Source organism: Pyruvatibacter mobilis (assembly GCF_012848855.1).
GTDB lineage: Bacteria > Pseudomonadota > Alphaproteobacteria > CGMCC-115125 > CGMCC-115125 > Pyruvatibacter > Pyruvatibacter mobilis.
On the sequence record NZ_CP051630.1, the window covers coordinates 694,618 to 719,891 of the forward strand.

The following is a 25,274-nucleotide window of genomic DNA, read 5'->3' on the forward strand; positions in this document are numbered from 1 at the left end:
CCGGCATCGGCGGCATCGGCATGAGCGGCATCGCCGAGGTGATGCACAATCTTGGCTATCAGGTGCAGGGCTCGGACCTTGCCGACAATGCCAACGTCAAGCGCCTGCGCGACCTCGGCATTCATGTGTTCATCGGCCAGCGGGCGGAAAACCTTGAAGGCGCGGCCTGCCTCGTCATCTCCTCCGCCGTGAAGGACGACAATCCGGAAGTCGTGGCTGCGCGCGAGGCCAAGCTGCCTGTGGTGCGCCGGGCGGACATGCTGGCGGAACTGATGCGCCTCAAGAGCTGCGTCGCCATTGCCGGCACCCACGGCAAGACGACGACCACCTCGCTCGTGTCCTCGCTGCTGGATGCGGCAGGCTATGACCCGACGGTCATCAATGGCGGCATCATCAATGCCCACGGCACCAATGCCTATCTGGGGCAGGGCGAGTGGATGGTGGTGGAAGCGGATGAATCCGACGGCACCTTCATCAAGCTGCCGGCCACCGTTGCCGTGGTCACCAATATCGACCCGGAGCATCTGGATCATTACGGCGACTTCGACACGCTGCGCGACGCGTTCCGCTCCTTCGTCGAGAAGGTGCCGTTTTATGGCTTTGCGGTTCTGTGCATCGACCATCCGGAGGTGCAGTCGCTGCTGGGCCGCGTGCGCGACCGGCGGGTCGTCACCTATGGCATGAGCCCACAGGCAGATGTGCGCGTGGTCGATCTTGATTTCGTCGATGGCCGGTCGGTCTTTTCTGTCGAGCTGTCGGACCGGGTGAAGGGCGAGGGCCGCCGCATCGAGAATCTCGCGCTGCCGATGCCCGGCAAGCACAATGTGCTCAACTCTGCCGCCGCCATCACCGTGGCGCGGGAGATGGGCGTGCCGGATGACAAGATCGTCGAGGGCCTGTCGCGCTTCGGCGGCGTCAAGCGCCGCTTCACGCTGACGGGCACCTGGAACGGTGTCGCCATCTATGATGATTACGGCCACCACCCGGTCGAGATTTCCGCTGTTCTCGCAGCGGCGCGCTCGGCTGCCAAGGGGCGCATCATCGCCGTCGTTCAGCCGCACCGCTATACGCGCCTGCGGGATCTGTTCGAGGAATTCTGCACCTGCTTCAACGATGCGGACATGGTCGTCGTCGCCGATGTCTATGCCGCAGGCGAACAGCCCATCGAAGGCTATTCCTCCGCCACGCTGACCCAGGGGCTGATCGACCACGGCCACAAGAGCGCCATGCAGCTTGGCGGGCCGGAGGATTTGCCGACGCTGGTGGCCGCCGAGGCGAAGGAGGGCGACATGGTCGTCTTCCTTGGTGCGGGCAACATCACCCAGTGGGCCAATGCGCTGCCGCAGCAGCTTGAGAGCGCCGGGGGGCAGGGCTGATGGCATCTGCGTCCCTCATTTCCCGCCTGCCGCAGGTGCGCGGCTCCTACAAGGAGAACGCACCGCTGGCCCCGCTCACCTGGTTCCGCGTCGGCGGCGCCGCAGACGTGCTCTACATGCCGGCGGATGCGGATGATCTTGCCGTCTTCCTTGCGGGCTGCCCCGCTGATGTACCGCTGACGGTGGTCGGTGTCGGCTCCAACCTTCTGGTGCGCGATGGCGGCATCGAGGGCGTGGTGATCCGGCTCGGCTCCGGCTTTACCTTTATTGAACGCGAAGGCGACACGCGCCTGCGCGCCGGTTGCGCGGTGCCTGACATCGCGCTCGCCAAGGCCGCGCTGGACGCGGGCCTGACAGGCCTTGAATTCTATCGCGGCATTCCCGGCGCGCTTGGGGGTGCATTGCGGATGAATGCGGGCGCCTATGGGCGTGAGACAAAGGATGTGCTGGTCGAGGCTGAGGCCGTCACTCGCGCCGGTGAGAAGGTGACGCTGTCGAATGCCGATTTCGGCTATTCCTACCGCCACTCGGATGTCTCGCCGGACCTTATCTTCACCTCGGCCCTGTTCGAGGTCGCGAAGGGCGACAAAGCCGAGATCGCCGCGCGGATGGACGAGATCACCTCGTCGCGCGAAGGCAGCCAGCCGATCCGCAGCCGCACCGGCGGTTCCACCTTCAAGAACCCGGGCGGCACCAACCCGGACGGCCCGAAGGCATGGAAGCTGATCGACGCCGCCGGCGGGCGCGGGCTTAAACGCGGCGGGGCGCAGGTCTCCGAGCAGCACTGCAATTTCCTCATCAACACGGGCGACGCCACGGCTGCCGACCTTGAAGGTCTGGGCGAGGATGTGCGCGCGCGGGTGAAAGAGGCGAGCGGCATCGAGCTTGAATGGGAAATCAAGCGCATCGGCCGCACGGCGGCTGATGCGGAAGGGCAGGCGGCATGAGCCGGGCAGACACACATGTGGCCGTGCTGATGGGAGGCTGGTCAGCGGAGCGCGAGGTCTCGCTTTCCTCGGGACGCGGCTGTTCGGCAGCTCTGCGCGAGGCGGGCTATCGCGTGACCGACGTGGATGCCGGGCACGACGTGGCGCAGGTGCTGGCCGAGCTGAAGCCCGATGTCGTGTTCAACGCGCTGCACGGCCCCTGGGGCGAGGATGGCTGCGTGCAGGGCGTGCTGGAAGTGCTGGAATTGCCCTACACCCATTCGGGCGTTCTGGCCTCGGCGCTTGCCATCGACAAGCAGCGCGCCAAGCACCTTCTGGCCAACCAGGGCATGCCCGTCGCTGAGGGCAGGGTGATGAGCCGCACGGAGGCTGCGGGCAGCCATGCCATGGATGTGCCTTACGTCATCAAGCCCCTGGACCAGGGCTCATCGATTGGTGTCTTCATCGTGCGCGAGGGTGATAATCGTCCGCCGTCTGAATTGTCCGACCCCAAATGGGATCTGGGCGACGAGGTGATGGTGGAAGCGTTTGTGACGGGCCGCGAATTTACCTGTGCCGTCATCGACGACAAGGCGTGGGAGGTGATCGAGATCCGTCCGCGCACGGCGTTTTATGACTATGAGGCCAAATATGCCGATGGCGGCTCGGAGCATCTCTTGCCCGCGCCCATTGATGACACCTTGAAGGGGCGCATTCAGGAATTGTCATTGCTGGCCCATCGCGGGCTTGGCTGCCGGGGCGTGTCGCGCTCCGACTTTATCTTTGACGAGGCGCGCGGCGAGCCCGTGTTCCTTGAGGTCAACACCCAGCCGGGCATGACGCCCACCTCCCTGGTGCCGGAAATTGCGGCCCATGGGGGCATGAGCTTCCCCGAGCTGGTGGCGTGGATGGTGGAGGATGCGTCATGCCGGCGGTAACGAAGACCAATGCCCGCAAGTCTCCCAAGGCACGGGCGAGCGCAAGCCGCGCCCGGCGCACCCAGCCGACGCCGCGCGAGCGCGGCAGCTTCAAGTCGCCGCGCCAGAAGCAGGCCCGCTTCGGCAAGCGCAACCAGGCGCCTGAGGGCGGCCTGGCGCGGCTGCGGGCGCTGGTAAGCGGCGGGCGTATCTTCGCAACCCTGGCCGGCGGTCTCGTGGTCGGGGCGCTTGTCTTCGGCCTGTTCGCAGGCGGCCATGTGGCAGCGCTTGGTGCCGCCATTGTTGCTGAAAGCAAGTCGGCGGTCGCTGCCATCGGCCTCCGGGTGGATGAGGTGACCGTCGAAGGCCGCAACCGCACCGCGCCGCAGGAAGTGCTGGCGGCCCTCGGTGTCACGCGCGGTCAGTATATTTTCGATCTCGACCTTGCCGCCGCACGCGCGCGGCTTGAGCGCCTTGAGTGGGTGGAAAGCGCCACCGTCTCGCGGCATCTGCCGGACACGGTGCATGTGCATCTGGTGGAGCGCGAACCCTATGCGGTGTGGCAGCGCGGCGGCCGCCTGTCGCTGATCGACCGCAACGGTTCGCTGATCACCGACAACGACCTGTCGCGCTTTGCGCATCTGCCGCTTGTGGTGGGCCACGGGGCGCACCGCAAGGCGGCGATGCTGATGTCCGAACTGATGGACCGTCCGGCGCTCGCAGCGCGGGTGCAGGCGGCGGTGCGTGTGTCAGACCGGCGCTGGAACCTCAAGCTGCAGAACGGCATCGAAGTGCGTCTGCCGGCGCGTGGCATTTCTGACTCACTTCGCAAACTTGTGCGCATGGACGCAAAAAATGGCGTCCTTTCGCGAAATATCCGCGCGGTAGACCTGCGCGTACCCGGACGAATCACTATACTCATTGATTCGGAGTCAGCGGCGCAGAGGCGCGCCGCATTCACCGCGCGATCTGGTAAGGGGGGGCGCGACGCATGAACGTGATTTCGCTGCCCACACAGGCGCGGGATACGGCATCACATGCCGGCAAGGGGCGTGGCCGCGGCGCGGCGCGCGGCTCCGGCCGCAATGCGGGGCGGGGCGGCATCGTCGCAGCGCTCGACATCGGCAGCTCCAAGATCACCTGTTTCATCGCCCGCGTGGACGCAGCGCCTGAAGGGGCCGTGGCCGGTCCCGTGCGGGTCATCGGCATCGGCCAGAAGGTGTCGCGCGGCGTGCGTGCCGGCGCGATCATCGACATGGACCTTGCCGAAGAGGCCATCCGTGCGGCGGTCGATCAGGCCGAGCGCATGGCGGGCATGACGGTCCGCGAAGTGCTGATCACGGCCTCCGCAGGCGGGCCGCGCAGCCACCGTCTTTCGGTGCGTGTCGCCATCGGCGGCCAGGAAGTTTCCAGCGATGACCTGTCGCGCGTGCTGAAACACGGACAGACCCATTGCGTCACCGACGACCAGGCCGTGCTGCACGCCATTCCCGTCGGCTACACCATCGACGGCAGCCCGCGCATCGCGGACCCCATCGGCATGTTCGGCGACCGGCTGGGCGTGGACATGCATGTGGTCTCCGCGGCCCCCGGTCCGCTGCGTAATCTCCTAGTCTGCGTCGAGCGCTGCCACCTGGTGCCTATCGGTGTCGTGTGCGCGCCTTATGCCAGCGGCCTTGCAGCCCTTGTTGAAGACGAGATCGATCTCGGCGTCGTCTGCATCGACATGGGCGGCGGCACCACATCCATTTCGGCTTTTGTCGAAGGCAGCCTCCTGCATGTGGACGTGCTGCCCATCGGCGGCCAGCACGTGACCAACGACATTGCCCGCGGCCTGTCCACGCCGCTGGCGCATGCGGAACGCATGAAGACGCTTTACGGCTCCGCCCTTGCCAGCCCCTCCGATGAGCGCGAGATGATCGACGTGCCGCAGGTGGGCGAGGAGGCAGGGGACGCTGCCAACCACATTCCCAAGTCGATGCTGACCGGCATCATCCAGCCGCGCGTGGAAGAGACGCTAGAGCTCGTGCGCGACCGGCTGATGGCATCCGGCATCGGCAGCATGGTGGGCCGCCGCGTGGTGTTGACCGGCGGCGCCAGCCAGCTCACCGGCCTGCGCGACATTGCTGCGCGGGTGCTCGACAAGCAGGTGCGGCTCGGCCGTCCCCTGCGGGTGACGGGACTTGCAGAAGCCACCGGCGGGCCGGCGTTCTCGGCCTGTGCGGGTCTTCTGCTGTATGCGCGCGGACACCAGGCAGAACTGGCGACGCCGCAGATCCTCGAAGACGATCCGGATATGGCTACCGGAACATCAGGCCGCTTTTCCAAGATCGGGAGGTGGCTGAAGGAGAACTTCTGACACGTTCAAAAATTCCATCGGCAGGCGGAACATTTGAACATAGACAAGAACAAAGACTACGAATCGCGTAAAAACCGGCACTAGACCGGTTGCGAATAAGTGGAGCCAGAAAAGGCGACACATCAACAGCGAGGCCGAGCGGAAACAAAGCGCACAAGCGCATCCAATGGAGGCCCTCCAATGACGATTAATCTTTCGGTACCTGAGCAGACCGAACTGAAACCCCGTATCACCGTGTTCGGCGTCGGTGGCGCCGGCGGCAACGGTGTGAACAACATGATCGAGTCCGGCCTTGAGGGCGTGGACTTTGTCGTCGCCAATACCGATGCCCAGGCGCTTGCGCAGTCGCTGGCCGACCGCCGCATCCAGATGGGCACCGCCATTACCCAGGGTCTTGGCGCAGGCTCCCGCCCGCAGGTGGGCGAAGCTGCGGCCGAGGAAGCGCTGGATGAAATCACCCAGCACCTGACCGGCTGCCACATGGCCTTCATCACCGCCGGCATGGGCGGCGGCACCGGCACTGGCGGCGCCCCGGTGATCGCCCGCGCGGCCCGCGAAATGGGCATCCTCACCGTCGGCGTGGTCACCAAGCCGTTCCAGTTCGAAGGCAGCCGCCGTCTGCGCATCGCGGAAGAGGGCATTGAGGAGCTTCAGCGCTACGTCGATACGCTGATCGTGATCCCGAACCAGAACCTGTTCCGCGTCGCCAACGAAAAGACGACCTTCGCTGACGCCTTCAGCATGGCTGACGAGGTGCTGCATTCCGGCGTCGCCGGCATCACCGACCTGATGGTGCGCCCGGGCCTGATCAATCTCGACTTTGCCGACGTGCGCACGGTCATGAACGAGATGGGCAAGGCGATGATGGGCACCGGCGAGGCGACGGGCGAGACCCGCGCCATCGAGGCCGCCGAAGCCGCCATCTCCAACCCGCTGCTGGACGAAGTGTCGATGAAGGGTGCGCGCGGCGTGCTCATCAACATCACCGGCGGCATGGACATGACGCTGTACGAGGTAGACGAAGCCGCCAACCGCATCCGCGAGGAAGTGGACCCGGACGCCAACATCATCGTCGGCTCCACCTTCGATACGGCGCTGGACGGTTCCATGCGCGTGTCCGTCGTGGCCACCGGCATCGATTGCGAAGAAGCACAGCAGCCGGTGCCGCAGGCCCCGCGTGCCTCCGAGCCCGTGCGCGGCTTTCGCCTGAAGGGCCAGTCCGCCGAAGCCGCGCCTGCGGCCTCTGCGTCCGTCTCGGCTCAGCCGGAAACCGCTGTCACCGCCGCGGATACCGCTGCCGCTGCTCCGGCGTCGGACCCGCTGCCGCCGCTGGGTGACGATATCGACCCGTCCGAATACGAAGCCGAGGTCATCATCCACAAGCCGCAGCAGGCTGCCGCCGAGGAAGAGACCGTGGCCAGCGAGCCCGTCGCCGAGCCGGAAGCACCGGTTGCCGCCACCCGCGGTGCCGTCGTTTCCCGCGAGCAGGGCGCTGCCTATATCGCCCCGGAAGCCAAGCGCATGCAGGCCAAGCCGCGCAAGAAGGCCCCGAGCTTCTTCGAGCGCATCACGGGCGGTGCCCGTGCGCGCGACGAGGATGCGGAAGCTGCCGGTGCCACGCCGCTGCGCCAGCCGGCCCGTCCGGCTGCCCAGGGCCGCGTGGAGCCGCGCATGGGTCAGCGTCCCGTGTCAGGCGGTCAGCGTCCGGCGCCGGAAGCCCCGCGCCAGGCCATTTCCACCCAGCAGACGGCCGCCGCACCCGCGCGTGACCTGACGCCGGATCCGGTCGAGGAAGAGCAGCTGGAAATCCCGGCCTTCCTGCGCCGCCAGGCCAACTAGCCGGTTACACCGAACCCGCCCTGTCCGGTTTTGGCCGGGCAGGGGGGTGTCCCCCGGCGCACAGTCCTGCAAGGTCCGTTGCGGCGGGGCTGGAGGGGTGTTTCCGCGAAGCCCTGAAAAAGGAAGCCCTGCCGGAGAACCGGCAGGGCTTTTCTCGTTTCGTGTCCCGGCAGGGACGTCCCGAGGGGGCGGCTGCTCCCGTCAGGCCGCAGCGGCCTTCTGGGAAAACTGCTCGCGGATCGAATCCAGCGTGCTGCCGAGCTGGGTTTCCAGGGAGCCGATCGCCGAGGACACGGCGTCCTTCTCCACTCGCACATCGTTGGCGCGGGCGCGGCTTTCGTTGATCGAGTCGGAGACCTTGTGGATCGACTCGGTCACGCTCTGGGTACCGGTGGCCGCCTCGTGGATATTGCGGGAGATTTCCTGGGTGGTCGCACCCTGTTCTTCCACCGCGGAGGCAATGGCACCGGCGGCCTGGCTCACTTCGCCGATGGTCCGGGCGATGTTCTCGATCATCTCGACAACACTGCCGGTGGCGTTCTGGATCGATCCGACCTGACCGCCGATCTGGTCGGTGGCCTTGGCGGTCTGCGATGCCAGTGACTTCACCTCCGAGGCCACGACGGCGAAGCCCTTGCCGGCTTCCCCGGCGCGTGCGGCCTCGATGGTGGCGTTGAGCGCCAGCAGGTTGGTCTGGTCGGCGATGTCGGTGATCATCGCCACCACCTGGCCGATTTCCTGGGCCGCCTCATAGAGGCCGGAAATCTGCTGCTGGGCGTCGTCGGTCAGCGCCTTGGCCTGGTCCGCCACGTTGGAAGACTGAGCGGATTGCTCGGCCACTTCGCGGATGGCGGCCACCATTTCCTCGGTCGCCGAGGAGACGGACTGCACATTGACGGTGGCTTCCTCCGCGGCGGCGGCAACCGTCGCGTTCTCGTCCATGACGGTGGAGCTGATCTGGTCCATGCCGTCCACGGCGACGGTCATCGTCTCCGCGTTGCGGCGCAGGCCGTTCACCGCTTCCGACAGGCTGGAGCGGATGGTCTCGGTCATGCTGAGCACGGCCTCGCGGGTCTTCTCTTCCATCTGCATCTCGCGTTCCATCTGCTTCTGGCGCTCGGCCAGTTTTTCACGCTCGATCATCTGCAGGCGGAACTCTTCCATCGCCTTGGCAAGGACGCCGACTTCATCCCTGGTGCTGGCATCGAATTCCACATTCGTGTCGCCCGAGGCCATGGTCTCCACCTTCTTCAGCATGTCGCCGAGAGGGCCTGCTGTCAGGCGGGTGATGACGAAGCCGACTGCCATCATCGCCAGGACACCGGCAACGCCGGCCACCATGATAATGCGTTCAGCCTGCTTCTCATGGGCGAGGGCCAGGTTGGCGGATGCCTGGGTGAAGCCGTTCAGCTCGTTGATGAGGGCTTCGACCTCGTGCTCAAGCTTTTCTTCCTCGGCGTGGATGACCTTGGCGAGGTCGTCTGCCTCATACAGCGCACCGGCCTTGAGGGCAGTGAAAAGTTCACGGGCGTGCTTTTCGAAGCTCTTATGCTCGGCTTCGATCTGCTTCAGGCTCTTGTAGACCTTTGCGAATTCCGCCTTGGCTTCCGCCGAGTGGGCGGTGTCCGCTGCCGCATTGGCGATCTTTTCCGCTTCGATGATCTCCTTGTTGATCTTCGGGGAGATTTCTTCGAAGTGGGTGATCGCCTTGGTCAGCGCCTTGGCGTCGGCATGACCGGTATCGGCTGCATAGCCGGCGGCAAGCGCCTGTTCGACGGCAACGGCCTGTTCGAGCTGATGCACGGTGACCTTGGTCACCATGTTGGTCAGGGGAATGTCCTGCTGGGTGATCGCGGCGATCTCCACACCGATGGTGCGGATCTGCAGATTGGCAAACAGCACAATGCCGCCGAGAACAATGCCCCCCAGGGCGGTGAATGCCGACATCTTCATCAGAAGCGACATGTTTCGAAAGAACGTAATCATGGCAACGACCTCTTGGTCCTGAGACGTGCAGAAGTTTTGCCCGATAAAACCTAAAGTTTAGTTGAATTCGAAATATACCCGTAATCGTCTCATAGTGATTGGAATCTTAACCGCTGTTTCACAGCTTGGGGATCGTCTCAAAAGGCTTTTAGAAACAATGGCTTGCGGTGTAACACAGCGAAACACCCTGTGACTTGTTGCTGGACGGCCACATTGGTAGAAAGTTCATGCGCGATTGCACGCATGTGCCGCAATTCCAGCTTTTCCGCCGATATTGGGGTATCGGCGGGCGGCTGACAGCCCCGGGAAGGGGCTGTTAACCAGCCGGGAACGCAGGCACGCCGGACGCGGCCTTCTTGGGGAAGAGGGGCGATTGTCCGGCCGGGCAGGGCTCTGCACACACGCAGAGCGCGCATCAACCGGGGGCAGGCGCCTTCCGTCCCGCAACGCGGGGGCGGCGCCATGAAGGGGGACCGAGACGTGACTGTTCAGAATGGAAAGGCCCTCAGGGCAAACATGGCCAAGAGTAAACCGCAGCAGACCCTGAAGACCGCCATCAGCTGTACCGGGGTCGGTGTTCATACCGGCGCCATGGTCACGATGACCTTCCGTCCCGCCGCTCCCAATACCGGTATCGTTTTCCGCCGCACCGACCTGTCGCCCGCAGAGGGCGGGGGTGCGGACATTCCCGCCGTCGCCGGCAGCGTGATCGACACGCAGCTCGGCACCACCATCAGCGCCGATGGCGCCTTCAAGGGCAAGGCCACGGTCTCCACCATCGAACATGTGATGGCAGCGCTGGCGGGTTGCGGCATCGACAATCTCATCATCGACGTGGATGCCGGTGAGGCGCCTGTCATGGACGGCTCGTCCGCGCCCTTCGTGCGCCTGATCGAGTGTGCCGGCATCGAGCAGCAGGCCGCCCCGCGCCGCTATCTGCGCATTCTGCGCAAGGTGGAAGTGGTGGACGGCCAGAAGGTGGCGTCGCTTGAGCCGTTCGACGGCCAGTCCTTCTTCTTCTCCATTGATTTCGATACCCCGGTGATCGGCCAGCAGGAGCTGGAAGTCGAGCTGGCGGCGGGCGCCTTCAAGAGCGACATCGCTGATGCCCGCACCTTCGGTTTCGTGAAGGACGTGGAATTCCTGCGCAGCCTCGGCCTGGCGCGCGGCTCCTCGCTTGAAAATTCCGTCGCCATCCAGGACGACGCCATCCTCAACGAGGAAGGCCTGCGCCATGACGACGAGTTCGTGCGCCACAAGATGCTGGACGCGATCGGCGACCTCTTCGTGCTCGGCGCGCCGGTGATCGGTCGCTATCGCGGTGTCCGCTCGGGCCATGCCTTCAACTATCAGCTCGTGCAGGCACTGCTGGCGGAGCCCGATGCCTTCGAGATCACCACCGAGGCACCGGCCACGGCGCTGCCGGCGGTGACGGGCGGGGCGGTTTCCGGCGCCTCCGCACCGGTCGGCCAGGCTGTTGCGGCCCCTGCCTGATAAACCCCCCATCCGATTTCCCAATCTCCTGCCTCTGACGGCAGTTTGATGCCCTGCGGTGCGTCCACACGCATTGCCGCGCATGGGCGGAAGCGGCTATTGTGCGGGTCCTGACGCTGAGGGCGGGATGACTCGTCCGGCGTCATCACAAATCCGGTTCGACCATGCTTCATTTCCAGTTTCCCGCCGCTCTTGTCCGCAGCGCCGCCCTTGCCGCCGCGCTGGTGCTTGCTGCCTGTTCCGGCGATGACGCGGACGAGCTGGAATATGTCGAGACCCCTGTCGAGGAGCTCTACAACAACGCCGTCAACGAGCTGGAAGACGGCAATTACCGCGCCGCCGTGCCGCTGTTCGACGAGGTGGAGCGCCAGCATCCCTATTCGGTGTGGGCCCGCCGGGCGATCCTGATGGGTGCCTTCTGCCAGTATCAGGTCAATGAATATGACAGCGCCATCATCGGCGCCCAGCGCTTCATCGCCCTGCATCCGGGCAATCCGGATGTGGGCTATGCCTATTACCTGGTGGCCCTGTCCTTCTATGAGCAGATCACCGACGTGGCGCGCGACCAGCGCACCACCGAGCGCGCGCTGCGGGCGCTTGAAGAAGTGGTGCGCCGCTTCCCGGACAGCGAATATGCGCGTGACGCGCGGCTCAAGGTGGACCTCACCTATGACCACCTGGCCGGCAAGGAAATGCATATCGGCCGCTGGTATCTCAATCGCGGTCAGTATGTGGCGGCGATCAACCGCTTCCGCACGGTGATCACCCGTTACCAGACAACAACGCATACGGCTGAAGCCCTGCATCGCCTGTCCGAGGCCTATATGGCGCTCGGCGTGCAGCATGAGGCGCAGACCGCCGCGGCCGTGCTCGGCTACAATTATCCGGGCTCGGAGTGGTACGAATATTCCTATGCGCTGCTGGCCAATGACGGCCTGCAGCCCTTCGAAGACGAAGGCTCGTGGATCAGCCGGGCCTGGCAGAGCGTCTTTTAGGCAGTCGCGGGCATGCTGACGGCCCTTTCCATTCGCGACATCGTCCTCATCGAGGCGCTTGACCTTGCTCTGGACGAAGGCCTGAGCGCACTCACCGGCGAGACCGGCGCAGGTAAGTCCATCCTTCTCGACAGTCTCGGCCTTGCCACGGGTGCGCGCGCAGACGCGGGCCTTGTGCGCAGCGGGGCGGAGAAGGGCACCGCCACCGCGATCTTCGAAACACCGTCCAACCGCGCGCTCAAGGCGCTGCTGGAAGAGTCCGGTATCGAGGAGGAAGGCGAACTCATCCTGCGCCGGGTGCAGTCGGCGGATGGACGCACGCGCGCTTTCGTCAACGACCAGCCGGTGTCGGTCGCGCTGTTGCGGCAGATCGGCGACATGCTGGTCGAGGTCCATGGCCAGCACGACACCCACGGCCTGCTTGATGCCGCCACCCATCGCGGCCTGCTCGATGCCTTTGGCGGCCTTGAAAAGGATGTGCGCGCCCTCACAGATCTGCACGGCGCCTGGAAGGCCGCGCAGGCAGAGCTTGCGACTGAGACGGAAGAGATCGAGCGCGCCCGGGCGGATGCGGACTATCTCCGCGTCGCCGTCGGCGAATTGCGCGAGCTGGCACCGGAACCGGGTGAGGAAGACGCGCTGGCAGGCGAGCGCACGCTGATGATGAGCGCTGAAAAGATTTCCGCGGACCTCACCGACGCCCTGGCCACCCTTGAGGATGATGGCGGGGTGGAGGCGCGGCTGGCCGCTGCGTTGGGCAGGCTCGAAGCCCGTCAGGATGCGGCGGCAGGCCGGCTTGATGCGGCTGTTTCCGCGCTCGACCGTGCCGTCGTCGAAGCCGGGGAGGCGCGCGCGCAGGTGGCTGCCGTGCTGGACGGCCTTGAATTCGACGCGGACCGGCTTGAGCAGGTGGAAGGCCGTCTCTTCGCCCTGCGGGCGGCAGCGCGCAAGCACAGCTGCACGGTGGATGATCTTCCTCAGGTCACCGAGCGTCTGGCGGCGCGGCTAGAGGACATTGAAGGCGGCGAGGGCCGTCTCAAGGAGCTGACAGCGGCTGCCGTACAGGCGCATGAGGCCTATCTCGCCCGCGCCCGCAAGCTGTCGGACGCGCGGGCCACAGCCGCCCGCAAGCTCGACAAGGCGGTGGCGAAGGAACTGCCGCCGCTCAAGCTCGATAAGGCGCGCTTCCACACCGAGATCGACATCGTGGCGGATGCGGATGGCGGCCCGGACGGGCTTGACCGGGTGCGCTTTGAAGTCGCCACCAATCCCGGCGCGCCTTTTGCGCCGCTTGCCAAGATCGCGTCGGGCGGTGAGCTTGCCCGCTTCATGCTGGCGCTCAAGGTGTCGCTGGCCGCCCGTGGCGGTGCCCCGGTGCTGATCTTCGACGAGGTGGATGCGGGCGTCGGCGGGGCCGTCGCGCAGGCCGTGGGGGAACGGCTGGCAAAGCTTGCCCAGGCGGTGCAGGTGCTGGTGGTGACCCACAGCCCGCAGGTGGCCGCCCGCGCCGACAATCACCTCAAGATCGAAAAGCGCGTGAAGGGCAAGGCGAAGAGCGATCTGCCCGCCACCCATGTGACGCCGCTTGAAAGCGACGCACGGCGCGAGGAAATCGCCCGCATGCTGGCGGGTGCCACCGTCACCGATGCGGCGCGCGCTGCCGCGGATCAGCTAATCGGGGCCGGGTCATGAGCGGCAAGAAGAAACCCGCGCCGGAAGATGTCTCATCCGTAGATGTGTGGGACCTCACCGAGGATCAGGCAGCCGCCGAGCTTGAACGTCTGGCCGCAGAAATCGCCCGGCATGACACGGCCTATCACGGCGAGGACAAGCCGGTCATATCCGATGCCGCCTATGACAAGCTCCGCAAGCGGAATACCCAGATCGAGGCACGCTTCCCGAAATTGATCCGGGACGATTCACCCTCCGGCCGCGTCGGGTCTGCGCCGTCTGAAAAGTTCGACAAGGTGAAGCATGCGGTCCCCATGCTGTCGCTGTCCAACGCGTTTGACGATGAGGATGTGCGTGAGTTCGGTCTGCGCATCAGCCGCTTCCTCAATCTCAAATCCGAGGAAGAGCTGGCGTTCACGGCGGAACCCAAGATCGATGGCCTGTCCTGTTCCCTGCGCTACGAAAAGGGTGAGCTCGTCATGGCCGCCACCCGTGGCGACGGGCAGGAGGGCGAGAACGTCACCGCCAATGTGCGCACCATCAAGGACGTGCCGCACAGACTGAAGGGCAAGGCTCTGCCCGACATCTTCGAGGTGCGCGGCGAGATCTATATGAGCCACGCCGCCTTCTCGGCCCTCAACGCGCAGCAGGAAGAGGCGGGCAAGGACCCGTTTGCCAATCCGCGGAATGCGGCAGCAGGCAGCCTGCGCCAGCTTGACCCGTCCATCACCGCCAAACGGCCGCTGCAATTCTTCGCCTATGCGTGGGGCGAGGTGTCCGAACTTGGGGCCGCCACACAGATGGACGCGGTCGCGCGGTTGGGCACATTCGGTTTCAAGATCAATCCGCTGATGAAGCGCTGCGCGAGCATCAACGAGATGATCGCGCATTATCACGCCATCGAGGAGCAGCGGGCCGATCTCGGCTATGACATTGACGGCGTGGTCTACAAGGTGGACCGGCTGGACTGGCAGCAGCGTCTCGGCTTCGTGTCGCGCAGCCCGCGCTGGGCCACGGCGCATAAATTCCCTGCCGAGCAAGCGATCACCCGCCTCAACGACATCGAGATCCAGGTGGGCCGCACCGGCGCGCTCACCCCCGTTGCCAAGCTGGAGCCGGTGACCGTGGGCGGCGTCGTTGTCTCCAACGCCACCCTGCACAATGAAGACGAGATCGCCCGCAAGGACATCCGCATCGGCGACATGGTGGTGGTGCAGCGCGCGGGCGACGTCATCCCTCAGGTGGTGCGAGTGCTGGACGACAAGCGCACCGGCAGCGAAAAGGCGTTCGAACCGCTCGAGACATGCCCTGTCTGCGGCAGCCATGCGGTGCGCGACGTCAATGAGAAGACCGGCAAGGCTGACGCCGTGCGCCGCTGCACGGGCGGTCTCATTTGTGAAGCACAGCTTGTCCGGCGGCTGAAACACTTCGTCGGCCGCACGGCGCTGGATATTGACGGGCTCGGCGCCAAACAGGTCGAAGCCTTCCACGCGTTCGGCTGGCTCAAGAGCCCGGCGGACATCTACCGCATCAGCGCGCATGCGGACGAGCTGAAGCAGAAGGACGGCTGGGGCGAGACGTCTGTGTCTAATCTGCTTGATGCCATTGAGGACCGCCGCCAGCCGGATCTCGGCCGCCTGATCTTCGGGCTCGGCATCCGTCATGTGGGCGAGACGACCGGACGGCTGCTGGCCCGCAGCTATGGCAGCTTCGAGGCGTTCCGCACCGCCATGGAAGCGGCGGGCGAGGGGGCTGACAGCACCGCCTATCAGGAACTGGTGGCGATTGACGGCATCGGCAGTGTGGTGGCGGACGCGGTGGTCGAGTTCTTCCGTGAACCGCATAATCGCGAGGTGGTGGACGACCTCATGTCCTTCGTCACGCCGCAGACCGTGGAACAGGCAGACACATCAGGCTCACCGGTTGCCGGCAAGACGCTTGTGTTTACAGGCACGCTTGAAAAGATGACCCGCGCCGAAGCCAAGGCCCGCGCCGAAGCCATGGGCGCCAAGGTGGCCGGCTCCGTGTCATCGAAGACCGATTTGCTGATCGCTGGCCCCGGTGCCGGGTCCAAGCTCAAGAAAGCCGAGTCCCTGGGCGTCGAGGTCATCGACGAGGACACCTGGGTCGAAATGGCAAACTCCTGACGCAATGGCCTGTCCCCCTCACCGTATCCCTCCGGCTTGACCGGAGGGTCTACGCTCATGACCCCTTGTCGACGTGCGCGTGGCTGTGGCCATGCACCCGCCGCACGCTCCGTTCCCAACAGCCGAAGCGAGTGGGCCCTCCGGTCAAGCCGGAGGGATGCGGGACGTGGGGGAAGGGGGTGGCAGGCAGTTTCTTAAGGCACCCGTGCTGCCCCTGGACCCCGGATCAAGTCCGGGGTGACGGAGTGTGGGCTTTTTTCCGCTACCCCTCCCGCTCTTCCTCCGGCTTGACCGGAGGACCCATGGGAGGATCGGGTGCACTCTGAGCGCGGAGCAGGACACCCAATTCCCCGTATCCCCGGACTTGATCCGGGGTCCACTCGCGTCTGCTGCGGGCTGGGGGGTGGGCGAGTAGGCCCCGGGTCGAGCCCGGGGCTGCGGCGGGATGCTTAGCTAGGCAACCCCTCAGAATGGGTTCTGCCTAAACAGCCTTCGTGGCCTGCTCCAGCCACGCCTGATCCTCCGGCGGCAGCAGGGGCATCAGGGTGTCGCGGACGCGGGCGTGGTAGGCGTTGAGCCAGGCGCGTTCCTCGGTCGACAGCAGGTCGGGAATGATCAGCATGCGGTCAATCGGCGCCAGGGTCAGCGTCTCGAAGCCCTGCATCGGCCGTTCGCCGCCGTCGATCTCGTCGGGTTGCGTCACCGCCACCAGGTTCTCGATGCGGATGCCATAGGCGCCGGTCTTGTAGAAACCGGGCTCGTTGGAAACCACCATGCCCGGGTCGAGCGGCACGTTATGCGGCAGTTTGGAGATGCGCTGCGGGCCTTCATGGACAGACAGATAGCTGCCGACCCCATGGCCGGTGCCGTGATCGAAATCAAGCCCTGCCTGCCACAGGGCATTGCGCGCCAGCACGTCGAGCTGCGAGCCGGACGTGCCCTTGGGGAAGCGCGCCATGGCCAGCGAGATATGGCCCTTGAGCACGCGGGTGAAGCGGTCGCGCACATCGGCTATGTCCGGCGTGGTGGCCGGTTCGCCGATCGCCACGGTGCGGGTGATGTCCGTGGTGCCATCAAGATATTGCGCACCTGAATCCACCAGGTAGATGTCGCCCGGATTGAGCGGCCGGTCGGTGGCTTCGGTGACGCGGTAATGCACGATGGCGCCGTTGGGCCCTGCGCCTGAGATCGTGTCGAAGGACAGATCCTTGAGCGCGCCGGTGTCGGCGCGGAAGCCTTCCAGTGCGCGAGCGGCCGAGATTTCGGTGACACCGCCCTTGGGGCCTTCACGGTCGAGCCAGGCCAGAAAGCGCGTCACGGCCGCGCCGTCGCGGATATGGGCTGCGCGCATGCCCGCGAGTTCAGCGTCGTTCTTGCGCGCCTTGGGCAGCACGCAGGGGTCATCGCCTGCACGGATGACGGCGCCTGCGTCCTTCAGGCGCTCATGGATCCATTCCGCGGCACTGGCAATATCCAGCCGCACTTCTTTTTTGGCCGCACCTAGTTCCTCCAGCGCTTCCTTCAGGCGGCCGGGGGCGTGCAGGGTCACCTTGTTGCCGAGATGGGCGCGGGTTTCGGCTGTGATCTTGCGGTCGTCGATGAACAGATCCGCGTGGCCGTCCTCGTGCAGGATCGCGAATGACAGCGGCAGGGGCGTGTGGCTCACATCACTGCCGCGGATGTTGAACAGCCAGGCAATCGAATCCGGCTGGGTGAGGATGGCGGCATGCACGTCGTCATGCTCCAGCGTGTCCGACACGCGGGCGAGCTTCGCCTCGTGGTCTTCGCCCGCATGATCCAGCGGGTGCGGCACAACGGCGCCGAAGGGCTGTTGCGGCTGGTCGTCCCAGATCGCGTCGACAAGATTATCCGTGCAGGGAACAAGCTCCGCGCCCGCCCGCTCGCAGGCCTTGCGCAGGCGGGCGGCGGCGGCTGCCGTGTGCAGCCATGGGTCGAACCCCAGCCGCGCGCCATGCACCAGGTTTTCCTCGATCCAGCGGGTCGCCGGTTCGTCCACCAAATGCTGCGGCTCGAAGATCGCCATGTCCACCTGGTCGCGCACCTGCAGGGTGTAGCGCCCGTCGATGAAGATCGCGGCCTTGTCCTTCAAGACGATGGCCATGCCCGCTGACCCGCCGAAGCCTGTCAGCCATTTCAGGCGCTCGGCATGCGGCGGCACATATTCGCCCTGATGCTCATCGGCACGGGGAATGATGAAGCCGTCCAGCCCCCGGCGCGCCATTTCCGCGCGCAGCCTGGCCACGCGCGGGGCGCCCACGGTGGGGTCCGGATTGTCGGAGAAGATCTGAAAACCGAGTGCTTTGTCCATGCACCCTATTTAGGCGCAATGGGCGGGATCGCCAAGCCGGTCAGCGTCCCAGCAGCAGGGTCATCCATTCGCCGATGGGGTAGCGCTGAACGACGCAGAAACCCTGGCCGCGATAGGTGGCCTCCACGGCGCGGGACTGGTGGCGCAGCAGGCCCGACAGGATCACATGGCTGCCGAAGCCCGGCCCGCCGCCGCGGGTGAACCGGCGCATGTCGGGGGCGAGGCTGATCAGCGGGCCCGCCAGCACATTGGCCATGACGAGGCCGAAGGGGGCCTGCTCACGGATCGCATTGTGCTGGAAGCCCGTGGCCTCCACCGCGTCCACCAGCGGCCCGACACCGTTGGCGCGGGCGGCGGCGTTGGCGAAGTCCACTGACGGCGCATCAATGTCGCCACCGATCACCGGCAGGCGGGTGGCGCGCGCATAGGCGATGGAGAGAATGCCGGTGCCGCAGCCGAGATCAAAGACCGGGCCGTCGAACCCGCGCTTCAAGAGGTCATCCAGCGCCAGCAGGCAGCCCGTCGTGGTCGGGTGCTGGCCGGTGCCAAAGGCTTCGCCCGCCTCGATCAGCAGTGAGTGGGTGCCGCCGGGGGCGGGGGCGTCGTGGCTGCCATGGATGTGGAAGCGGCCGGCGCGCACGGGTTTCAGATCCGCAAGCCCGCGCTTCACCCAGTCCTCGTTGCGCAGCCGCTCAAGGCTGTAGCCGGGCACGTCGTCCAGCGCTTCGGCCAGCACCGCGTCGATCGACTCGCGGCTCGGCTCATCGCCGAACAGCACGGTCAGGGCATAGTCGCCGCCGATTTCCTCGAAGGCTGAGACCGAGAGCACGTCCGGGTGGGTTTCGGTCAGCCAGTCCGTGGCGCTGTCGGCATCGGCCTGGGGCACGCGGAACACCGCCTGCCAGAGATTGGGGTCGGTGGTCATGTCCGTTCCACGAAACTTGAGATGACTTTCTTGGTGCCGGCCTTTTCGAACGCCACGGTCAGCTTGGTGCCTTCGATGGATTCGATGCGGCCATAGCCGAATTTCTGATGGAACACGCGCTCACCCCGCGCAAAGCCCTCCGCGTCCGGGGCGGAGGTGGCGATCAGGGTGGCCTGGGCGTCGATCATCGGCGCGCGGCGCGGCGGCGTTGACGTGCTGCCCGCATTGGCGCGGGCACGGCGCCAGCCGGGGCTGTCATAGTCGCTGCCGGCAAAGCCGCCTTCATCAAAGCGCGAGGGTCCGTAGGAATAGGTGTCGCCCTGCTGCTCGACTTCCACATTGGCTTCCGGCAATTCGTCGATGAAGCGCGAGGGCAGGGAGTTCTGCCACAGATTGTGGATGCGGCGGTTGGCGGCGAAGGAAATCTTGGCGCGCTTCTTGGCGCGGGTGATGCCCACATAGGCAAGGCGGCGCTCTTCTTCCAAACCCGCCAGCCCGCTTTCATCGAGCGCCCGCTGGTGCGGAAACAGCCCTTCCTCCCAGCCGGGCAGGAACACGGTGTCGAATTCCAGCCCCTTGGCCGCGTGCAGGGTCATCAGGTTGATCTTGTCGTCCGTCTCCTGATCATCCTTGTCCATCACCAGCGACACATGCTCGAGATAGCCGGCCATGTTCTCGAACTGCTCCATGGAGCGGACAAGCTCCTTGAGGTTGTCGAGACGGCCCGGCGCTTCGGCGGTCTTGTCGTTCTGCCACATCTCCGTGTAGCCGGATTCATCGAGGATCTGCTCGGCCAGCTCCGTATGCGGCAGCGCGGGCAGCAGCTTGCGCCAGCGCTCGACGCTTTCAACAAATGTGGTCAGCGCGCGGCGGGCCTGGGGCTTCAGCTCCTCTGAGTCGATCAGCGCCCGGGCGGCGCGCCACATGCTGGTGCCCTGCGCGCGGGCGGCCTGGTGCAGGGTCTGCACCGCCACATTGCCCAGCCCGCGCTTGGGCTTGTTGATGATGCGCTCAAACGCCAGGTCATCATCCGGCTGCGCGACGAGGCGGAAATAGGCGTTGGCGTCGCGGATCTCCATGCGCTCATAGAAGCGGGGGCCGCCGATGACGCGATAGGGCAGGCCGAGATTGATGAAGCGGTCTTCGAATTCGCGCATCTGGAAAGAGGCGCGCACGAGGATGGCGATCTCGCTCAGGCTGTGGTCCTTGCGCTGGAACTGCTCGATGTCCTCGCCGATGGCGCGCGCTTCTTCCTCGCCGTCCCACACGCCCTTGACGGTAACCTTCTCGCCCTCATTCATCTGCGTCCACAGGGTCTTGCCGAGGCGGCCCTGATTGGCGGTGATGAGGCCGGACGCGGCCTGCAAAATATGCGGCGTCGACCGGTAGTTCTGTTCAAGGCGGATGACCTTGGCGCCGGGGAAATCCGTTTCGAATTTCAGGATGTTGTCCACCTCGGCGCCGCGCCAGCCATAGATCGACTGGTCGTCGTCGCCCACGCAGCAGATGTTCTTGTGTCCGCGCGCCAGCAGCCGCAGCCACAGATATTGCGCCACATTGGTGTCCTGGTATTCGTCCACCAGGATGTATTTGAAGCGGTTCTGGAAATCCTCCAGCACCTCCGGGTGCTCCTGGAAGATGCGCAGGTTTTCCACCAAGAGGTCGCCGAAATCGACCGCGTTCAACGTCTTCAGCCGCTCCTGATAGGCGGCGTAGAGTTCCGCGCCCTTGCCGTTGGCGAAGGCAAAGCCCTCACCCTTGGGCACCTGGTCAGGGCCAAGCGCCTTGTTCTTCCAGCCGTCGATGAGGCTTGCCAGCTGGCGGGCGGGCCAGCGCTTTTCATCGATGTCAGCGGCCTGGATCACCTGCTTCATCAGCCGGATCTGGTCATCCGTGTCCAGAATGGTGAAGTCCGAGCGCAGCCCGGCCAGTTCCGCATGGCGGCGCAATATCTTTGCGCCCAGCGCGTGGAAGGTGCCGAGCCACTGCATGCCCTCCACCGTGCCGCCGATCAGCGCGCCGATGCGCTGCTTCATCTCGCGGGCGGCCTTGTTGGTGAAGGTCACAGCCAAAACCTGGCTCGGCCAGGCGCGGCGGGTGTTGAGCAGATGCGCGAGCCGCGTGGTCAGCACCCGCGTCTTGCCTGTGCCGGCGCCCGCCAGCACGAGCACGGGGCCATCAAGCGCCTCCACGGCTTCGCGCTGGGGATCATTCAGATTTTCAAGGTAAGGCGCAGGCGCAGCCACGCCCGCCGCCGCCCGTTCGGAAATAGAGGGCCCGCGCGCTGCTTCCTCTTCAGGAATGTCGCCAAGGTCGAATGGATCGCTCATCAGAATCGGGAACTTAGCATGAACATGCACGCACGCCATGGGAAAGGCTGCGGGATTTGAGGGTCAATTTGAAGCGGGGCGCGGGGCGTGCCTCAGAGGCGACCCGTGCCCGCCACCTCAGACAGACCCTCCGGTCAAGCCGGAGCGACAGCGGTGGAGGGGGCCGAGCTTTCATCCCCCTCTCCCCTTGCGGGAGAGGGAGGGGCCCGCTGCGTGAGCGGTGGGAGGGTGAGGGGGTGGGCGGTGTCCAGCACACCAGCCGCACAGGCCCGCAAGCGCTGTCCCCCTCACCCGGTGCTGCGCACCGACCTCTCCCTCCAGGGGAGAGGTGACTTTTCCTGGGGCCGCATACAAATCCGCTTTCCCTCCGGCTTGACCGGAGGGCCCATGGGAGGTTGGCGGACGCATGGCGGATGCGACGGTCATATGCCTGACCACCTGCCTCACAGAAGAACAGTGCCCGCCGCCTCAGACAGACCCTCCGGTCAAGCCGGAGGGAAAGCGGTCGAGGGGGGCGGAGCTTTCATTCCCTCTCCCCTTGCGGGAGAGGGAGGGGCCCGCCGCGTGAGCGGTGGGAGGGTGAGGGGGTGGACGGGGCTCATCACACCAGCCGCACAGACCCGCCACCACGCCACCCGGCAGCAGGCTCAGCTGTGCTCCTCCCGCGACGCTTCCACCAGTGCCTCGTTATAGGCGCGCAGGGCGTCGGTATGATGGACGGTGCCGACGATTTCCAGCTGTTCAGAGGGCTGCACCACGGGCAGGGTCTCGTGCTGGGATGACTCGAACAGCGCCAGGGTCTTCTCCAGGCTGTCGCCGGTGAACAGGCGCTCGTCGTCCTCGTCGAGGGTCTGCAGCGGGGTGTTGGGGTCTTCGGTCACCCGGCGCATGAAGTCCTGCACCAGCACCGTCTGCAGGATCTGCCAGCGCGGGCCACCATAGAGGTTGAGGCCGCGGCGCTCCAGCTGCCACTGGAAGAAGCTCTTGCCCAACAGGCCCTGGGTCAGGGCGGTGGCGATGGAGATCGACACCATCAAGGCGATGGTCATCTCGTAGCCGCCGGTCAGTTCGAACGCGATCAGCAGGGTGGAAAGCGGTGCGCCCAGCACGGCACCTGCGACGGCCCCCATGCCCACCAGCGCATAGACCGCGTGGGACGAGAAGGCGATGTCCGGCACCGTGTAGCTGAGGATGAGGCCGAAGGCGCCGCCCGCCATGGCGCCCAGATAGAGCGACGGCGAGAACACCCCGCCGCCGAAGCGGCTGGCGATGGTGAGCGACGCGGCGATGATCTTGGCAATGACGAGGGAGACGAGCAGCGTCAGGCCGAATTCCCCCTGCAGGGCCGCATCGGTGGCCGCATAGCCCACCCCCAGCACCTCGGGGAACCACAGGCCGATCAGCCCCAGCCCCAGCCCGCCGACAACCGGCCGCAGCCAGAGCGGCATGGTGATGCGGCGGGCGAGGTCATCGGTCTTCATCGCCGTCTGCATGAAGCCGATGGCGACCAGCGCCGAGATCACCCCCAGCGCGGCAAAGGCGGGAAAGTCCGCAAGGCTGGTGATCATGTAGTCCGGCAGCACGAAGGCGGGGGACGCTCCCATATGAAAGCGCACGATGAGGGCGCCGATGACGCTGGCAATGACGATGGGGCCGGATGCGCGCAGCGCGTAATGGCCCAGCACCACTTCCAGGGCGAACAGGGCTCCGGCGATAGGGGCGTTGAAGGAAGCGGCCACAGCCGAGGCTGCGCCCGCCGCCAGCAGGGTGCGCATATGGGTGGGGGTGAAGCCGAAGCGCTGGGCGAGGAAGGAACCGAGCGCTGCGCCCAGATGCACGGCCGGGCCTTCGCGGCCGGTGCTGGCCCCGCCGCCTAGGGAGATGGCGGAGATAACCGCGGCGCTGAGGCCACGCCAGATCGGCAGCCGCCCGGCACCGATGGCGCGGGCTTCGATCACATCGGCAATCGCCTCCGGCCGCTGGGTGGGGTGGATGTAGGTAAGCCACAGGCCGACAACGAGGCCGGCAAGCGTCGGCCCGGCGATGATGATCCAGGCCGGCGTTTCCTGCAGCAGGCGGAACAGGTTCTCCTCCGCGTCGCCGATCCACAGGAACTGCACACCGCCGATGGCGAGGCGAAAGCCCAGCGCCGCATAGCCCGCGGCGATGCCCACCAGCACCGCCGCCAGCCACACCCGGGGCACGGGCGACGTGGTGGCGCGCCGCAGAGCTGATTCAAGGGAGGTGCGGCTGTCGGCGAAGCTGAGAGACATGGGCGGGCGGGAAACCAGAGGCGGTTACGGGCAGGGTGAAAGCTTTCGGCAAGGTTACCGGAAAGGATCGGACTTTGGGTAAAATGGCGCAAATCCACCAAAGAAAGCCTTACCGGGCGCGCCCTACAACACATCTGAGACCTTACATCAGTATCGGAGACAGTATGGGTGATGTGATCGCGTTCGTGCCGCAGGGGCTGGGGGTATCAGCCGGGCGGCACGATGATCAGGGGGCGATCCCCGGGGCGACGCCGCAGGACGGCAGCATGGGGCTGGGCCCGGATGTTGCGGCCAAGATGGAGCGTGTCGTGAGCGAGATGGCGGTGCAGCGCGCCGAAGTTGACCGTTTCCAGCGCACCATGGCTGACCTCAAGGGCCAGATGGATGCCCTGTCGGACAATTTTCAGGCCTATGGGCGTGCGCTCGACGCCATTCCCCACAGGGCGCTCAGGAAGCAGGCAGAGCAGCTGGCGCGGACGATGGACATCGACGCGCCGGGGGCTGCGGCCATCCGGCGGGACATCAAGCCGCGCTGACCGGGCGGGGAGCGGTGCCGGGCGTTGGGTCTATTTGCACTGGCCGATGGAGCCCGGCCCGCACACATAGGTGCCATTGGTCCAGGTGGCACCTGTCAGGTCGGCGTCGAGAATGTCCGTGTTGCCAAGGCGCGCGCCGGTCAGGTTGGCCCGGCGCAGATTGGCCTTGAAGAAGCGGGTGCGGCGCAGGTCCGCGCCGGTGAGGTCCGCCCCTTCGAGATTGGCGCGGGTGAAATCCGCTTCCCGCAGGTCGGCGTCATGGAAGCGGGCCCTGGGCGCCAAAGCGCGCATGAACTTGGCGCGGCGGGCATCCACCTCGTCCAGCACGGCAGCCGACAGATTGGCGCGGATCAGCCGCGTCTCGCGCAGGCGGGCGCCGGTCAGGTCCACGCCCGGCAGCGGTTTGTCGTCCAGGTAGCAGCGGTGCCAGTCCACCCCCGGCAGGGCCGGGCTCTGGCAGTCGGCGCCGATCTGCTGGGCCTGGGCGGGCATGAGCGCAAGCGCGGCCAGCCCGGCAAGGACAGGCAGGCTGACAGTGAGGACGGACAGGCTGAAAAACCGGATCATGCGGTGGCGTGTGCTTTCCTGGGGATGCCGATGACGCGGCCGACCTGCGGCGGCACCGGGAGGGCTGCGTGGGATGTCCTGAGCGCTTCAAGCTCGGTCATCAGGCGGTCGGGGAAGGGGGCCGATCGGCGGGTTTCCATGCTCACATGAATGCCGATCTGCTCCATGGTGGCGGCGAGATAGCCTTTTTCCGCGTGGTACATCTCCATGAAGAGATGGATGCGCTTGGCATCATAGTCCAGCAACTGGCAGGTCACGCGGATGGGGTCGCCCAGGGCCAGCTCCTGCGCGTAGGTGACGTGGATTTCGGCGGTGAAGACCGAGGCCTTTTCCGTGGTCACGTAATCCTCGCCGATGCCAAGCTCGAGAAACAGCGCGTCCACTGACTTGTCGAACACGACATTGTAGAAGGCCATGTTCATGTGGCCGTTATAGTCGATCCAGTCCTCAATCAACTGCATGGGCGGGGCAATGAGCGGGGCGGGGTAGGTGCCTGCCATGGGAGCCTTGTCCTCGAGCTTCTTCTTTATGTCCACAGCGCAAGATGGGATCATAGTGCGCGGCGTCAATCCACCCCCAACGCCTCTGGTGTGCGGGGAACGGA

18 protein-coding genes are annotated in these 25,274 nt (G+C 65.7%); 11 read left to right on the forward strand and 7 right to left on the reverse strand.

What is annotated here, in order from left to right:
• The first annotated feature begins 20 nt into the window (after nt 1-20).
• From murC to ftsZ, 6 genes are all read left to right on the forward strand, one after another.
• Nucleotides 21-1,376: a UDP-N-acetylmuramate--L-alanine ligase gene (gene murC / locus HG718_RS03245; protein WP_244617787.1), complete on the forward strand. Its 1,356-nt coding sequence runs from the start codon at nt 21-23 to the stop codon at nt 1,374-1,376.
• Nucleotides 1,376-2,323, forward strand: coding sequence for a UDP-N-acetylmuramate dehydrogenase (gene murB / locus HG718_RS03250; RefSeq protein ID WP_160588672.1), 948 nt, complete (start codon nt 1,376-1,378; stop codon nt 2,321-2,323). The genes murC and murB overlap by 1 nt, the downstream gene beginning before the upstream one ends.
• Complete coding sequence (locus HG718_RS03255) at nt 2,320-3,240, forward strand: D-alanine--D-alanine ligase (RefSeq protein ID WP_160588671.1); 921 nt, start codon at nt 2,320-2,322, stop codon at nt 3,238-3,240. The genes murB and HG718_RS03255 overlap by 4 nt, the downstream gene beginning before the upstream one ends.
• Complete coding sequence (locus tag HG718_RS03260) at nt 3,228-4,214, forward strand: cell division protein FtsQ/DivIB (RefSeq protein WP_160588670.1); 987 nt, start codon at nt 3,228-3,230, stop codon at nt 4,212-4,214. The genes HG718_RS03255 and HG718_RS03260 overlap by 13 nt, the downstream gene beginning before the upstream one ends.
• Complete coding sequence (gene ftsA / locus HG718_RS03265; protein WP_160588669.1) at nt 4,211-5,578, forward strand: cell division protein FtsA; 1,368 nt, start codon at nt 4,211-4,213, stop codon at nt 5,576-5,578. Before HG718_RS03260 ends, ftsA begins: the two co-directional genes overlap by 4 nt.
• 180 nt (nt 5,579-5,758) lie before the next feature.
• Nucleotides 5,759-7,417 carry a cell division protein FtsZ gene (gene ftsZ / locus HG718_RS03270; RefSeq protein ID WP_160588668.1) on the forward strand — a complete coding sequence of 553 codons (1,659 nt, stop codon included), beginning with the start codon at nt 5,759-5,761 and terminating at the stop codon, nt 7,415-7,417.
• Nucleotides 7,418-7,618: 201 nt separating this feature from the next.
• Here the strand turns inward: ftsZ and HG718_RS03275 are convergent, their stop codons facing one another.
• Nucleotides 7,619-9,403 carry a methyl-accepting chemotaxis protein gene (locus HG718_RS03275; RefSeq protein ID WP_160588667.1) on the reverse strand — a complete coding sequence of 595 codons (1,785 nt, stop codon included), beginning with the start codon at nt 9,401-9,403 and terminating at the stop codon, nt 7,619-7,621.
• Nucleotides 9,404-9,919: 516 nt separating this feature from the next.
• On the opposite strand from HG718_RS03275, the gene lpxC reads away from it, so the two are divergent.
• The 4 genes from lpxC (at nt 9,920) to ligA (ending at nt 15,710) form a co-directional block, all read left to right on the forward strand.
• Nucleotides 9,920-10,897, forward strand: coding sequence for a UDP-3-O-acyl-N-acetylglucosamine deacetylase (lpxC, locus tag HG718_RS03280; RefSeq protein WP_027842749.1), 978 nt, complete (start codon nt 9,920-9,922; stop codon nt 10,895-10,897).
• Between the two features lie 164 nt (nt 10,898-11,061).
• Entirely contained in the window at nt 11,062-11,892 is an 831-nt protein-coding gene (locus HG718_RS03285; protein WP_160588666.1) for an outer membrane protein assembly factor BamD, read from the forward strand.
• 12 nt (nt 11,893-11,904) lie between these two features.
• Entirely contained in the window at nt 11,905-13,584 is a 1,680-nt protein-coding gene (gene recN / locus HG718_RS03290; protein ID WP_160588665.1) for a DNA repair protein RecN, read from the forward strand.
• Nucleotides 13,581-15,710, forward strand: a complete 2,130-nt coding sequence (ligA, locus tag HG718_RS03295) for an NAD-dependent DNA ligase LigA (RefSeq protein WP_160588664.1) — start codon at nt 13,581-13,583, stop codon at nt 15,708-15,710. The genes recN and ligA overlap by 4 nt, the downstream gene beginning before the upstream one ends.
• Before the next feature lie 481 nt (nt 15,711-16,191).
• Here ligA and HG718_RS03300 read toward each other — a convergent pair whose 3' ends face one another.
• The 4 genes from HG718_RS03300 to HG718_RS03315 all read right to left on the reverse strand — a co-directional run bounded on the left by HG718_RS03300 (nt 16,192) and on the right by HG718_RS03315 (nt 23,567).
• Nucleotides 16,192-18,039, reverse strand: a complete 1,848-nt coding sequence (locus tag HG718_RS03300; RefSeq protein WP_160588663.1) for an aminopeptidase P family protein — start codon at nt 18,037-18,039, stop codon at nt 16,192-16,194.
• Between the two features lie 40 nt (nt 18,040-18,079).
• Entirely contained in the window at nt 18,080-18,964 is an 885-nt protein-coding gene (locus HG718_RS03305; protein WP_160588662.1) for a 50S ribosomal protein L11 methyltransferase, read from the reverse strand.
• On the reverse strand, nt 18,961-21,294 hold the full coding sequence (locus tag HG718_RS03310; protein ID WP_188658387.1) for an ATP-dependent helicase: 2,334 nt from the start codon (nt 21,292-21,294) through the stop codon (nt 18,961-18,963). The genes HG718_RS03305 and HG718_RS03310 overlap by 4 nt, the downstream gene beginning before the upstream one ends.
• Nucleotides 21,295-21,941: 647 nt before the next feature.
• Nucleotides 21,942-23,567: a chloride channel protein gene (locus HG718_RS03315; RefSeq protein WP_160588644.1), complete on the reverse strand. Its 1,626-nt coding sequence runs from the start codon at nt 23,565-23,567 to the stop codon at nt 21,942-21,944.
• 164 nt (nt 23,568-23,731) lie between these two features.
• Here HG718_RS03315 and HG718_RS03320 point away from each other — a divergent pair, with 164 nt between their 5' ends.
• Complete coding sequence (locus HG718_RS03320; protein ID WP_160588643.1) at nt 23,732-24,103, forward strand: hypothetical protein; 372 nt, start codon at nt 23,732-23,734, stop codon at nt 24,101-24,103.
• A 30-nt stretch (nt 24,104-24,133) separates the two neighbouring features.
• Here HG718_RS03320 and HG718_RS03325 read toward each other — a convergent pair whose 3' ends face one another.
• Together HG718_RS03325 and HG718_RS03330 are read right to left on the reverse strand one after the other, a co-directional pair.
• Nucleotides 24,134-24,670, reverse strand: coding sequence for a pentapeptide repeat-containing protein (locus HG718_RS03325; RefSeq protein WP_160588642.1), 537 nt, complete (start codon nt 24,668-24,670; stop codon nt 24,134-24,136).
• Entirely contained in the window at nt 24,667-25,170 is a 504-nt protein-coding gene (locus HG718_RS03330) for a thioesterase family protein (protein WP_160588641.1), read from the reverse strand. The genes HG718_RS03325 and HG718_RS03330 overlap by 4 nt, the downstream gene beginning before the upstream one ends.
• Nucleotides 25,171-25,274: the final 104 nt, after the last annotated feature.

What these genes read in the sequence shown, in the direction of transcription:
- recN (WP_160588665.1), top strand. Translation starts at nt 11,905, where the DNA reads ATGCTGACGGCCCTTTCCATTCGCGACATCGTCCTCATCGAGGCGCTT.
- HG718_RS03320 (WP_160588643.1), top strand. Translation starts at nt 23,732, where the DNA reads ATGGGTGATGTGATCGCGTTCGTGCCGCAGGGGCTGGGGGTATCAGCC.
- murB (WP_160588672.1), top strand. Translation starts at nt 1,376, where the DNA reads ATGGCATCTGCGTCCCTCATTTCCCGCCTGCCGCAGGTGCGCGGCTCC.
- ligA (WP_160588664.1), top strand. Translation starts at nt 13,581, where the DNA reads ATGAGCGGCAAGAAGAAACCCGCGCCGGAAGATGTCTCATCCGTAGAT.
- lpxC (WP_027842749.1), top strand. Translation starts at nt 9,920, where the DNA reads ATGGCCAAGAGTAAACCGCAGCAGACCCTGAAGACCGCCATCAGCTGT.
- HG718_RS03275 (WP_160588667.1), bottom strand. Translation starts at nt 9,403, where the DNA reads ATGATTACGTTCTTTCGAAACATGTCGCTTCTGATGAAGATGTCGGCA.
- HG718_RS03255 (WP_160588671.1), top strand. Translation starts at nt 2,320, where the DNA reads ATGAGCCGGGCAGACACACATGTGGCCGTGCTGATGGGAGGCTGGTCA.
- HG718_RS03330 (WP_160588641.1), bottom strand. Translation starts at nt 25,170, where the DNA reads ATGGCAGGCACCTACCCCGCCCCGCTCATTGCCCCGCCCATGCAGTTG.
- ftsZ (WP_160588668.1), top strand. Translation starts at nt 5,759, where the DNA reads ATGACGATTAATCTTTCGGTACCTGAGCAGACCGAACTGAAACCCCGT.
- HG718_RS03260 (WP_160588670.1), top strand. Translation starts at nt 3,228, where the DNA reads ATGCCGGCGGTAACGAAGACCAATGCCCGCAAGTCTCCCAAGGCACGG.
- HG718_RS03310 (WP_188658387.1), bottom strand. Translation starts at nt 21,294, where the DNA reads ATGAGCGATCCATTCGACCTTGGCGACATTCCTGAAGAGGAAGCAGCG.
- HG718_RS03300 (WP_160588663.1), bottom strand. Translation starts at nt 18,039, where the DNA reads ATGGACAAAGCACTCGGTTTTCAGATCTTCTCCGACAATCCGGACCCC.
- HG718_RS03285 (WP_160588666.1), top strand. Translation starts at nt 11,062, where the DNA reads ATGCTTCATTTCCAGTTTCCCGCCGCTCTTGTCCGCAGCGCCGCCCTT.
- ftsA (WP_160588669.1), top strand. Translation starts at nt 4,211, where the DNA reads ATGAACGTGATTTCGCTGCCCACACAGGCGCGGGATACGGCATCACAT.
- murC (WP_244617787.1), top strand. Translation starts at nt 21, where the DNA reads ATGAGCGGCATCGCCGAGGTGATGCACAATCTTGGCTATCAGGTGCAG.
- HG718_RS03315 (WP_160588644.1), bottom strand. Translation starts at nt 23,567, where the DNA reads ATGTCTCTCAGCTTCGCCGACAGCCGCACCTCCCTTGAATCAGCTCTG.
- HG718_RS03305 (WP_160588662.1), bottom strand. Translation starts at nt 18,964, where the DNA reads ATGACCACCGACCCCAATCTCTGGCAGGCGGTGTTCCGCGTGCCCCAG.
- HG718_RS03325 (WP_160588642.1), bottom strand. Translation starts at nt 24,670, where the DNA reads ATGATCCGGTTTTTCAGCCTGTCCGTCCTCACTGTCAGCCTGCCTGTC.